Annotated in this window: 10 protein-coding genes; 6 read left to right on the top strand and 4 right to left on the bottom strand. The window is 69.7% G+C overall.

Annotated features, from left to right (window positions below):
* Nucleotides 1–14: 14 nt before the first annotated feature.
* Together CFB40_RS32265 and CFB40_RS32260 are read right to left on the bottom strand one after the other, a co-directional pair.
* Nucleotides 15–1,823 carry a winged helix-turn-helix domain-containing protein gene (locus CFB40_RS32265; protein ID WP_089429535.1) on the bottom strand — a complete coding sequence of 603 codons (1,809 nt, stop codon included), beginning with the start codon at nt 1,821–1,823 and terminating at the stop codon, nt 15–17.
* Nucleotides 1,824–2,368: 545 nt separating this feature from the next.
* Entirely contained in the window at nt 2,369–2,800 is a 432-nt protein-coding gene (locus CFB40_RS32260) for a DUF3331 domain-containing protein (protein WP_089433591.1), read from the bottom strand.
* A 368-nt stretch (nt 2,801–3,168) separates the two neighbouring features.
* Between CFB40_RS32260 and CFB40_RS32255 the strand changes: the two genes are divergently transcribed.
* Nucleotides 3,169–4,149: an alpha/beta fold hydrolase gene (locus CFB40_RS32255; RefSeq protein ID WP_089433590.1), complete on the top strand. Its 981-nt coding sequence runs from the start codon at nt 3,169–3,171 to the stop codon at nt 4,147–4,149.
* Nucleotides 4,150–4,234: 85 nt separating this feature from the next.
* Here CFB40_RS32255 and CFB40_RS32250 read toward each other — a convergent pair whose 3' ends face one another.
* Nucleotides 4,235–5,803, bottom strand: a complete 1,569-nt coding sequence (locus CFB40_RS32250; RefSeq protein ID WP_089434004.1) for an MFS transporter — start codon at nt 5,801–5,803, stop codon at nt 4,235–4,237.
* A gap of 83 nt (nt 5,804–5,886) precedes the next feature.
* On the opposite strand from CFB40_RS32250, the gene CFB40_RS32245 reads away from it, so the two are divergent.
* Together CFB40_RS32245 and CFB40_RS32240 are read left to right on the top strand one after the other, a co-directional pair.
* A complete protein-coding gene (locus CFB40_RS32245) occupies nt 5,887–6,933 on the top strand; it encodes an HlyD family secretion protein (protein ID WP_089433589.1) in 1,047 nt (348 codons plus the stop codon).
* A complete protein-coding gene (locus CFB40_RS32240) occupies nt 6,930–8,378 on the top strand; it encodes an efflux transporter outer membrane subunit (protein ID WP_089433588.1) in 1,449 nt (482 codons plus the stop codon). Before CFB40_RS32245 ends, CFB40_RS32240 begins: the two co-directional genes overlap by 4 nt.
* Before the next feature lie 25 nt (nt 8,379–8,403).
* On the opposite strand, the gene CFB40_RS32235 is transcribed toward CFB40_RS32240, so the two are convergent.
* Entirely contained in the window at nt 8,404–9,675 is a 1,272-nt protein-coding gene (locus tag CFB40_RS32235) for an NAD(P)/FAD-dependent oxidoreductase (RefSeq protein WP_089429530.1), read from the bottom strand.
* Nucleotides 9,676–9,907: 232 nt separating this feature from the next.
* On the opposite strand from CFB40_RS32235, the gene CFB40_RS32230 reads away from it, so the two are divergent.
* From CFB40_RS32230 to CFB40_RS32220, 3 genes are all read left to right on the top strand, one after another.
* On the top strand, nt 9,908–10,180 hold the full coding sequence (locus CFB40_RS32230; protein ID WP_089430109.1) for a UBP-type zinc finger domain-containing protein: 273 nt from the start codon (nt 9,908–9,910) through the stop codon (nt 10,178–10,180).
* Between the two features lie 336 nt (nt 10,181–10,516).
* Entirely contained in the window at nt 10,517–11,803 is a 1,287-nt protein-coding gene (locus CFB40_RS32225; RefSeq protein ID WP_089433587.1) for a c-type cytochrome, read from the top strand.
* Nucleotides 11,800–12,303 carry a (2Fe-2S)-binding protein gene (locus CFB40_RS32220; protein WP_089433586.1) on the top strand — a complete coding sequence of 168 codons (504 nt, stop codon included), beginning with the start codon at nt 11,800–11,802 and terminating at the stop codon, nt 12,301–12,303. The genes CFB40_RS32225 and CFB40_RS32220 overlap by 4 nt, the downstream gene beginning before the upstream one ends.
* Nucleotides 12,304–12,315 lie beyond the last annotated feature (12 nt).

The following is a 12,315-nucleotide window of genomic DNA, read 5'->3' as shown; positions in this document are numbered from 1 at the left end:
CCGCCCATTCGCCGTCAGCCGTCGCGCGCCGGCAGCTCCGCCTCGGCCGCATCGAAGCCGAGCGCGTGCACTTCCGACCACGCGTCGTGCACCGCCTGCGTCGATCCGGCCGTATGCGCGAGCGCCGCCGCATAGGCGGCGAGCAGGCGCACGCGCGCATCGGCGGCCTCTGCCGTGGTGTCGGCGTCGCGCATCGCATCGAGCGCCACGCGCGCCCGTTCGCGGCATTCGTCGACGAGCGACAGGTCGAACAGGCAAGGCACCGCGACGGCCGCGAGCGCGACGCCGAGCGCCGCATCGCCGTTCGCCGAGAATGCCCAGTCGAGCGCGGCACGCAGGTTGCCGAGCTCACGCCGCACCGCCTCGAGTTGCGTGGAGCCGCCATGATCGCTGCCCCGCGCGCCGCCGCCATGCGCCGCTTGCCGGAACAACTCGAGGAAATAGCCGGCGTGCGCCCGCGCGGCCGCCGCGCCGTCGCCGTGCGCGTCGAGCTGCTGCTGCGCATACGCGCGCGTGGTCGTCAGCAACCGGTAGCGCGGCGCGCCGTGCGCGGTCTCGAGGATCAGCAGCGATTTCGACACGAGGCCCGCGATCGTATCGAGCAGGTCGGCGCCGGCCAGCCCGTTCGGGCCGACCACCGCGCGCACGGCCTCGATCGAGAAACCGTCGCGGAACACGCCGAGCCAGCGCAACAGCAGGCGCTCGGCATCGCCCAGCAGCCGGTCGCTCCAGTCGTACATCGCCTGCAATGTCTGATGGCGCGGAAGCGCGGTGCGAAAACCGCCCGTCAGCAGCCGGAAATGATCGTCGAGATGGGCCGCCAGCACGTCGATGCCGAGCACGGCGGCACGCGCCGCGGCCAGTTCGATCGCGAGCGGCAGACCGTCGAGCCGGCGGCAGACCGACGCCATCAGCGACAGGCTGCGCGCATCGAGCGGAAAACGCGGATCGGCCGCGCGGGCGCGTGCGGCGAACAACTGCACGGCGCTCGCGCGCATCGCATCGTGTTCGGCCGCGCCTTCGTCCGGCACGTCGAGCGGCAACACCGGGCACACGCGCTCGCCGTGGATGCGCAGCGATTCGCGGCTCGTCGCGAGCACGCACAGCCCGTCGTCCGCATCGGTCAGCGCGCTCGCGATCCGCGCCGCGGCATCGAGCAGGTGCTCGCAATTGTCGAGCACGAGCAGCATCCGGCGCCGTGCGACCGCGGCGAGCACGGCTTCGAGGGTCAGCGCGCCGGTCGGCTGCGCGATGCCGAACGCGCCCGCGAGCGCATCCGGCACGAAGCGCGGGCACGCGACCGTCGCGAGCGACACGAACACGGTGCCTTCGGGAAAACGCGCATCCGCGCGCGCGGCCGCCTCGATCGCGATTCGCGTCTTGCCGATGCCGCCCGCGCCGACCAGCGTCACGATGCGTGCGTCCTGCAACGCGGCCAGCACCTCGCCGACCATGCGTTCGCGGCCGAACAGCGCGCCGGGCGCGGCGGACGGCCGCGACATCGCGGGGCGCACGGGCGCGCCGCCGTCGTCATGTTGCTCGATGACGAGCCGATAGCCGCGGCCCGGCACCGTCACGATCAGGTTCCGATCGTCGGCCAGCGCCTTGCGCAGCGACGCGATGTGCACCTGCAGGTTGTTTTCTTCCACCACGGTGTGCGGCCACACGCGCTGCATGATTTCGTCTTTCGATACCAGTGCGCCGTTCGCCCGAATCAACAGCTCGAGAATCTCGAATGCGCGGCTACCGATGCGCAACAGCTTGCCGTTCGAACGAATTTCACGTCTGTCGAGAAAAACGTGAAGTGTTCCAATTCGGATCATCGCAATTTCTTGATGGTGACATTCAACGGCGCACGGTTTAACCGCGCGCCGGTTTCGCGTCAATGCTACGGTATTTACGTAGCAGAATGATTCAAATTATCAGAATGAAGCGATCGAATTTTTTGAAATGACGAAAAATGCCGTGACGACGTCGTGTGGCAAGCGTGTGGCCCTATGCACCCGAATGCGGCAAGAGAAGCACGGCGGCGCACGATTCATGTGCGAATTGCCGATTCGCTCGTAAATATGATTTTCATATATCAGACGATATGCTTGCCGGTTCGGGAAAATTCGACGTATTTTCCGTTTGATTCGGCCGGTCGATCGAATGCGCGCGGGCTCCACCTATCGCGCCAGTAGATCGTTGCTCCGTGTCGATAGCGGAACGATTCCCGCTTCGAGCAGCCGTGCGATCGGGCCGGTGCAAACTGCGGCCATTCGTCACGCGGTATCGGCGAGCGTGTCGCGGTCGCCTCCATTCCGCGGCTGGCGGCTTCACGATGTATCGCGCCGGTCGCAACCGGCGCAGCGCCGCGCTGCCGGCGTCATGGCCGGGACTGTCGCGCGGCGAACACGTCGAGCGCCGACGCTAGAATCATCTCGCGGCAGTTCGCCGGCCGTTTCGCGCCGCGCCACTGGGGCTTGTAGATGGCATCGCCGACCCGGATCGGCCCGCCGGTGAGCGCGCAACGCCCAATCCCGCGCGCCTTGGCGCTGATCCAGCGCTGCTCGTCGTAGCGGCAGTGCGTCGGGTCGCTCCACGACACCAGCATCGACGAATCGGTCTGCCGCTCGGCGGTGACGATCGCGCTGCGGCGGCGGATGTCGCCGCTCGACGGCGTCGGCGCGTCGCCGCGATGACCGCGGCGCGGGCCGTCCGCCTGTCGCGCGCGCGGCATCGGCATCGACCGGAGGCCCGCCACGGAAGGCGGCCCGAGCGACGTGATCATGTGCTCCCAGCGATTGAAGGCATCCATGGCGGCATATCCAGGCGAGTGACGGGCGGTGCGGGTGTCGGATCCGTGCGCGCGGCGCGAAAGGTGCGCGGATGATCCGATGTCGACGATAGTCGCCGCGCGCTGAAGAGTCCCGGTTGCGCGCTTAATTTTTCTGCAGCCCGGCGAATTTCCGTCCGCGACGCAGCGCGTTCAAGAAAATTCAGCCGGATTTCAGTACGGCGCGCGGCGCACCGCGATACGCTCCCGACGGCATTCGTTCGCCCACGCGGCACGAACCGACGTGCGACGACGCAAGCGGACCGGCTGCCGGCGGGATGGCCGCGGCCGGTCGTCACCGATCCACCCTCCCGCGCGGCATCGTTGCGCCGCATATTTCAGGAGTCCAGATGCACCCCGTACAGACCGACGCCGTTTCGTCGGCGCGCCGCCGCGACATGCTGCTTGCCGGCGCGACGGCCGTCGCGGCCGCCGCGCTGCCCGCGATGGCGGCCGCGGCCGGCACCCCCGCCCGCAGCGCCTCTTCAGCCCACCCAGGAGCCCATTCGATGAACACGATCACCACCCAGGACGGCACGCAGATCTACTTCAAGGACTGGGGCACCGGCCGCCCGGTCGTGTTCTCGCACGGCTGGCCGCTGTGTGCGGACGCGTGGGACGCGCAGATGCTGTTCCTCGTGCAGCACGGCTATCGCGTGATCGCGCACGACCGTCGTGGCCACGGCCGGTCGAGCCAGCCGTCGCGCGGCAACGACATGAACACGTACGCGGACGATCTGGCCGCCCTGCTCGACGCCCTGGACGTGCGCGAAGCCACGCTCGTCGGCCACTCGACGGGCGGTGGCGAAGTGGCGCGCTACATCGGCCGCCACGGTACGAAGCGCGTGGCGAAGGCCGTGCTGATCGGCGCGGTGCCGCCGCAGATGGTGAAGTCGCCGACCAACCCCGGCGGCCTGCCGATGGAGGTGTTCGACGGCATCCGCAAGAACGTCGCCGAGAACCGTTCGCAGTTCTACAAGGATCTCGCGGTACCGTTCTTCGGGTTCAACCGCCCGAACGCCAAGCCGTCGCAGGGCACGATCGACGCGTTCTGGTCGCAGGGCATGATGGGCGGCATTCACGGCCAGTATCTGTGCGTGAAGGAGTTTTCCGAAGTCGACTACACGGACGATCTCAAGAAGATCGACGTGCCGACGCTCGTGCTGCACGGCGATGACGACCAGATCGTGCCGATCGACGATTCGGCCCGGCTGTCGTCGAAGATCGTCAAGCACGCGCAGTTGAAGGTGATCGAAGGCGGCTCGCACGGCATGTGCGTCGTGAACGCCGATCGCATCAACGCCGAGCTGCTCGCGTTCCTGCAGGCGTAAGCGCGCCGTCTGCCGTCGCGGCGCGCATGCCGCAGCGGCAGACGTGCCGTTCAGGATTTTTCAGAAAAATTCAGCCGCGCCGCGCTCACGGCGAGCGCACCGGCCGCAGCAGGATGCCGATCAGCGCACCGGCGAGCGCGCACGCCATCGCCACGCGGAAATTGTCGGCCAGCGCGAGCGTGGTCGCCTGCACGCGCACCGCCCGATCGACGAGCGCGTAGGCAGCCTGGTTGCCGGTCGCGACCGTGGCGCCATGCGCGACCAGCGACGCCGCGCCGGCGCGCAGCCGCTCGAGCGTCTCGGGATCCGACAGCGACACATGCAGACCGACGAGACTCGAATGGGTACCCTCCCTGATCCGCTGAATCACCGCGATCGACGTCGTGCCGAGCTGCCCGCTCAGCAGGCGCGTCGTCTGCACGACCGCGCCGAACGTCAGCGCGTGTTCGGCCGTCACGTGCTTGCCGAAGAAGAAGATCACCGACGTCAGCGCCATCGTCTGCCCGAGCGCCTGCAGCAGTTGCGACGGAATGAAGTCGGGTTCGGCCCACGCGGACGTGAGGCGCGCACCGAGTGCGAAGGCGAACGCCACCGTCACGAAGCCGGCCACGATCAGCCGGCGCGGATCGACGCGCTGCAGCAGCAGGGCGACGCACGGCGCGAACAACAGCTGCGGAATCGCGATCCAGCGCAGCGTATCGCCGATCTGCAACGGCCGCAGCCCGTAGGTGCTGGCGAGGAACAGCGACGGGATGAAGCTCGTATTGAGCACGGTGAAGCGCACGAGGCCGACGAGCACGATCAGCAGCGCGACGTTCGGCCGCGCGAGATAGCCGAGGTCGAGGCCCGCACGCGGCGACGCGAGCTCATGGATCAGGAACGCGGCGACCATCAGGATGCCGAGCGCAAGCAGCGCGACGATCAGCGGCGACTGCAGCCAGAACAGCCGTTCGCCCTGGTCAAGCGCGACGCACAGGCACGCGAAGCCGCCGGCGCCGAGCAGCATCCCGCGTGCATCGAGGCCGGACGCGAAGCGCTTGACCGGCTCGTCCGCCAGCGACAGCAGCAGGCACGCGATGAACGGCACCGTCAGCACCGCGTTCTGCCAGAACAGCCAGCGCCAGCTCAGGTGTTCGCTGTACCAGCCCTCGAGCGTGGCCGACAGGTTCAGCGACATCTCGAGATTCATCGCATACGCGGCGATGCCGAACGCAATGAGGCGCGGCGGCAGCGTCCGGACGACGAAGCCGACCGTCAGCGGGACGAACACGCCGGACGCGAGCCCCGCGATCGCCTGGAACACGACGAACGCGCCGAACTGCGTGCAGAGCGGCAGCACGGTTTCGGCGCCGAGAAACACGACGGCGCCCGCGACCAGCACGCGGCGCGTGCCGAACATGAATGCCGCGGCGATCGCCAGCGGCCCGACGAACATCTGCGACGCGGTAAACGCGGTGTTGATCCACGCGCCTTCGTCGACGCCGACGCCGAGCGCGCCTCGCACGTCGGCGAGCCCGAGCGACGTGATGCGCGAGGTCAGCGTCGCGATGATCGCGCCGAGCAAGACTGCCGCGATCGCGGCGATCGAGCGGAACGTCGGGATGTCCGGCGCCGCCGCCGGCGCGGCACGACCGGTTGCAAACGTGGTGTTCATCGTCAAGCGGCTCCCCGCTGTCAAGCTGGCGCAAGCATAACGCGATGCATCGAACCCTGCCCGTACGATGGAGTTTGTCGACCATGACCTCACCTTCTGCCGATACGCCGGCCGCTTCGGCGCCGCCGACCGCCGCGCCCGTTCGCTCGCGCCGGCCCGCGATCGTGGCGATCGCCGCGATCGCGCTGCTGCTCGTCGGATTGCTCGTGTACGAGTTCGACGCGCGCGATCGCGGCACCGACGACGCATATGTGACCGGCCACCTGCACGTGATCTCGCCGCGCGTGGCCGGCACCGTCGAACGCGTGCTCGTCGACGACAACCAGTTCGTGCACGCGGGCGACGCGCTCGTGCAGATCGACCGGCGCGATTTCGACGTGCGGGTCGCCGCGCAGCGCGCACGCGTCGCCCAGGCACATGCCGATGCGAGCCGCGCACACGCGCTGATCGAGCAGGCGGACGCGGCGCTCGTGTCGGCGCACGCCGATGCCGACAAGGCCGAACTCGATTACGCGCGTGCACGCGAACTGACCCGCGAGACGCCGCGCGGGCTGTCGAAGCAGGAGTTCGATGCGGCCGATGCCGCCCGCAAGTCGGCCCGCGCGCGCGTCGCGGCGGCCGATGCGCAACGGCGCAGCGCCGTCGCCGCCGCCGAGGCAGCCGATGCCGCGGCGAGCCAGAACGATGCCGAGTTGCGCGACGCGCTGCTGCAGCTCGGCTACACGGCGGTCGTCGCGCCGTCGGACGGCTACGTCGGCAAGAAGACCGTCGAGACCGGCGAGCACGTCGCGCCCGGCCAGGCGCTGCTCACACTGGTCGAGCCGCACCCGTGGATCGTCGCGAATTTCCGCGAGACGCAGCTTCGCCGCGTGCGCGCCGGCGATGCCGTGCAACTGCGCTTCGATGCGCTGCCGCAGCGTGTGTTCACCGGCCGCATCGACAGCCTGTCGCCCGCGACGGGCGCCCAGTTCGCATTGCTGCCGCCCGACAATGCGACCGGCAATTTCACGAAGGTCACGCAGCGCGTGCCCGTGAAGATCCTGCTCGACGGCCCGGCCGCGACGGAGCCGCGCATCCGGCCCGGGCTGTCGGTCGTCGTCACGCTGCAACCCGGCGGCGAATCGCGATGAAGCGCGCCGCCGCCGTACTCGCCGCCAGCCTGCTCGCCGCGTGCTCGATCGCGCCGCAGCCGCTCGCGCCCGTGCCGGTCGGACACGACGGGTTCCGCCATGCCGATCCGTCGACCAATACGTCGCCCGCTACGCGCACGCCGTCGCTCGCTGCGTGGCCCGCGTGGTTCGGCGACCCGCAGCTCGGCACCCTCGTCGACGCCGCGCTCGCGCACAACCTCGATATCCGCGCAGCGGCCGCACGCGTCGACCAGGCGCAGGCGCTGCTCGGCGTGCGCGATGCCGCGCTGGCGCCGACCGTGCGCGTCGACCCGTCGTTCAGCCGCACGCGCGTATCCGGCACGGTCGACAACGCGCTGCCGAAGCGCACGATGCACAACTGGTCGGTTCCCGTCGCCGCGAGCTACGAAGTCGATCTATGGGGCCGCTTGCGCGGCGGCGCCGACATCGGCGAACAGAACGTGCTGCAGGCGGCGGCCGATCGCGATGCGGTGCGTCTGCGGGTGGCGACCGAAGTGGCCGTCGACTACCTGACGCTGCGTTACGTCGACGACGATCTCGTGACGCTCACGCGCGCGATCGGGCTGCGGCGCACCGCGCTCGACGTGATCGCCGCCCGCGTGCGGGCCGGCGCGGCGAGCGATCTCGACGGGCTGCGCGCGTCGGCCGATCTCGATACCGCGCATGCCGATCTCGCGGAGAGCCGCCGGCTGCGCGAGAACCTCGTCGACGCCATCGCGGTGCTGACCGGCGTGTCGCCGACCGCGTTCGACGTCGACGCGCGCCCCGTGCCCGTGCAAGTGCCCGACGTGCCGGCCGGGCTGCCGTCCGCGCTGCTCGCCCAACGCCCGGACGTATTCGCGGCGGCACGGCGCGCCGATGCGGCGTCGCTCGAACTGGGCATCGCGCGCACCGCGTGGCTGCCGACACTGACGCTGACCGCCGACGGCGGTTTCGCCACCCGCGACCTGCGGTCGTTTCTCGACCGCAACAGCTCGCTGTGGAGTCTCGGCGCGAACGTCGCGCTGACGCTGTTCGACGGCGGCAAGCGCGACGCCACGGTGGCCGCCGCGCGGGCCGGCATGGACGCAGCCGACGCGAACTATCGCGCCACCGCGATCGGCGCGTTGCGCGACGTGCAGGACGCGCTCAACGACATCGCCGCGCAAAAGGAGCGGATCGTGCGCTACGACGACGCGGCGCGCGCGACGGATGCGGCGGCGCGGCTGTCGCTGAGCCGTTATGCGCATGGGTACGTCAGCTATCTGGAAGTCATCGACGCCGATCGCGATGCACTGAATGCGCGACGCCAGCTGATTCACAGCCGGCAGGCACTGGCCGTCGCGACGGTGAGTCTCGTGCGTGCGTTGGGCGGCGGCTGGACACCGCCGGCGCGCGCCGCCCGGGACGGATTGCGCGACGCGACGCAGGCGGACGCACGATGAATCCATCGAACGGCCCGCACCTGCGTCACGCGCTCGCGAGCCGATACGCATCCTCGCCGAGAAACCGGTGCACGAAGGTCACCGCCATCGCGCCTTCGCCGACCGCCGACGCGACGCGCTTGACCGATCCCGATCGCACGTCACCGGCCGCGAACGATCCCGGCACGCTGGTTTCCAGGTGATACGGCCGTCGTTCGAGCGGCCACACGCGTTCGAACGCCGGACAGTCGTACAGGTCGCCGCCGGTGACGAGATAACCGTCCGGATTGCGAATGATGTCGGTGTCCTTCGCCCAGTCGGTATTCGGCGCGCCGCCGATGCACACGAACAGGCGCGTGGCCGGCAGCCGTTCGCGCGTGCCATCCGCCGAGCGAAGCTCGATCGCGTCGAGCCAGCCGTCGCCGTGCAGCGCGGCGACGCTCGACCGGTAGCGGACCTCGATGTTCGGCGTGCGCTCGATCCGGTCGATCAGGTAGCGCGACAGCGTGTCCGCGAGCGACGCACCGCGCACGAGCATCGTCACCTGGCGCGCATGCCGCGAGAAATTCATCGCGGCCTGGCCGGCCGAATTGCCGCCGCCGACGATGAACACCTGCTCGCCCGCGCACATCGGCGCTTCGCTCGACCCGGCGCCGTAGAACAGCCCCGCATTCAGAAACGCCGGCTCCTCCGGCAGCCCGAGGCTGCGATATTCGATGCCGGTCGCGCAGATGTTCGCGCGCGCGACCAGGATCGACCCGTCGGCGAGCTCGACGCGGATCTTGCCGTCGACGAACGTCGCATGCACGCCCTCGCGCATCGTCAGCAGTTCGACGCCGAACTTCACCGCCTGCTCGCGCGCGCGTTCCGCGAGCGCCGCGCCCGGGATGCCGTCGGGGAAGCCCATGTAGTTCTCGATCAGCGAACTCGTGCCGGCCTGCCCGCCTATCGCGCCGCGCTCGATCACGACCGCGCGCAGCCCTTCGGACGCCGCGTAGACCGCCGCCGACAGCCCGGCCGGCCCCGCGCCGTAGATCGACACGTCGTATTCGACGAAGCGCGGGCGCGCGACCCAGCCGAGCCGCGCGGCGATCTCGGCCAGGGTCGGCTGGTACAGGCGCGAGCCGTCCGGAAAGATCACGACCGGCAGCCGGATGTCGCGCAGCGGCGCGATGCCGAGCACCTGCGCGCAGTCGGCGTCGGAGGTCAGCTCGCACCAGTCGTACGCAATCATGCGCCGCTGCAGGAAATCGCGGATCGCGTACGCGTCCCTGCTGCGCGGCAGACCGACGATCCGCACGTGTTGCGGTTGATCCATGAGCGCCTCCCGATGATGTCGATGTCGATGTCGGATGCGGTTCGGCCGGTGCCGCGGCGTGGCCGAACGCATTCGCGACTGTACGCCGCCGCCGCGCGCCGCGCGGGCCGCTTCATGACAATTAAGGTCCGGCCGCGACGCGACGCTGCACAATGCCGCGTATCCCTCCCGCTTGCGGCCGCGTGCCGGCCACGCCGCGAGCGTCGCTCCCGCGCCGGCATCGGAGCGCAAGATGGCCAACGACTGTACGCATCTCGACGAAGCACGCGTGTTCGACACCGACAAGGACTACTGTGAGGAATGCGTCAGATCGGGCAGCGGCTGGGTGCATCTGCGGATGTGCCTGAGCTGCGGGCACGTCGGTTGCTGCGACTCGTCGCCGAATCGCCATGCGAGCCGGCATTTCCGTGACACCGGCCACCGGCTCGTTCGCTCGATCGAACCCGGCGAGCGCTGGATCTGGTGCTACGCGGACGAAGTCGTCGCCGGCGAGATTCCGTCTTGACGTGACGCGCGGGGCCGCCGCGACACGGCGCGCCCGTCATCCGCCCGCGCGCCGCGGCCCGGCTGATCCGGGGCCGGACACCGTTCAGAACGTTTCAGCGCCGCTTCAGGCCATGATCGCGGCCTCTGCGTAGACTGCGGTCACGAGCTGCCGCGCAGGACGGCGCTCGGCGCCCGTTATCGACTGCTGGAGTGACAACTTGATTCCCGTCGCCAATCAACGCCGCGCCGCAAGACGGTCGCGGCCGCATCGGACGGCCACGCACGGCCGATGCGCATCGTCCGGTGTTGCCGCGCATCGCATCACTTGCGCCGCACCACTTCGCCTGGAGCGCGCATGAAGCACAAACGACTCTGGATCGGCGCGGCCGGCATCGCGATCGCGGGCATCGCCGTCGCGATCGGCATCATGATCCGGCCGTCGATCGCGCCGATCGATCCGCCCGCCCCTGCTTCGTTCGATCCGCAGCTGGTGCGCGCCGGCGCGCGCGTCGTCGCGCTCGGCGACTGCGTCGTGTGCCATACCGCGAAGGACGGCAAGCCGTTCGCCGGCGGCCTGCCGCTGGCGACGCCGTTCGGCACGATCTATGCGACCAACATCACGCCGGATCCGGAAACCGGCATCGGCCGCTGGTCGCGCGACGCGTTCGCCCGTGCGCTGCGCACCGGGATCGGGCGTAACGGCCAGCCGCTGTACCCGGCGTTTCCGTACATTCATTTCACGAAGATGTCGGACGACGACATCGCCGCCGCGTATGCGTACCTGATGACCCGCACGCCGGTTCGCGCGACGACACCCGCCAACGACCTGATATTTCCGCTGAACTTCCGGCCGCTGGTCGCGTTCTGGAACGTGCTGTTCCTGCGCGAAGGCGCGTCTCAACCCGACCCCGCGCAGTCCGCGCAATGGAACCGCGGCAGGATGCTCGTCGACGGGCTCGGCCATTGCGCGTCGTGCCATTCGCCGCTGAACGCGATCGGCGGCGAGCAAAGCGGCCGCGCATTCGACGGCGGCATCGTCGACGGCTGGGAAGCGCCACCGCTCAATACGCTCGGCCATGCCGCACGGCCGTGGACGCAGGCGCAGCTCGTCACGTACCTGCGCACCGGCCGCGCGAGCGAGCACGGCGCGGCGGCCGGGCCGATGCTGCCCGTCACGCGCGATCTCGCGACGGTGCCGGTGGAGGACGTGGAAGCGATCGCCGCGTACATCCTGTCGATCCAGAAGCCGGCGAACGGGCATGCGACCGCGGCCGCCGCACCGGCCGAACGCGCCGCGACGACGCCCGCCGCGCAGCGTGGCGCGGTGCTGTTCCAGGCATCGTGCGCGCAGTGCCACGGGCCGGCCGCGCCGATGCAGTCGATCGGCGAGCGGCCGACGCTCGCGTTCAGCACGGCGGTCAACGCCGATGCGCCGCGCAATGCGATCCAGATGATGTTCAACGGCATCGGCTGGCACGGCGAAGACACCTTGAACTACATGCCGTCGTTCATCGACCAGTACGACGACGCGCAAATCGCCGATCTCGCCGCATACGTGCGCGCGACCTACACCGATCGCCCCGCATGGTCGGGCATCGACGCGCTCGCCGCGAAGCTCAGAAAAGAGGACACCGCCCGATGATTACCCTCACCGTCAACGGCGTGCGGCACACGCTGGACATCGATCCGTCCACGCCGCTGCTGTATGCGCTGCGCAACGACCTGCACCTGCACGGCGCGAAATTCGGCTGCGGCCTCGGGCAATGCGGCGCCTGCACGGTGATCGTCGACGGCAAGCCGACGTTCTCGTGCCTGATGCCGGTGGCCGCGGTCGGCGCGCGCAGCGTGCGCACCATCGAGAGCCTCGGCACCGCCGAGCATCCGGGCCCGCTGCAGCGCGCGTTCGTCGAGCATCAGGCCGCGCAGTGCGGCTACTGCATCGCGGGGATGATCATGCGTGCGCAGGCGCTGCTCGAGCGCAACCCGAAGCCGACCGAACAGGAACTGCGTACGCATATGGAGCCGAACCTGTGCCGCTGCGGCACCCATATGCGGATCCTCGCGGCCGTGCGCTCGGTCGCCGGGCTGCCGCCCCCGGAACCCGCCTCCGCCCCCGTTACGATCAGCAAGGGACTTTGTTGACGTCCTCCGCTC

This window comes from Burkholderia sp. AU31652 (genome assembly GCF_002223155.1).
Classification (GTDB): Bacteria; Pseudomonadota; Gammaproteobacteria; order Burkholderiales; family Burkholderiaceae; genus Burkholderia.
Note: the sequence above shows the minus strand (reverse complement) of the source record. Positions and strands in the feature narration are given on the sequence as shown.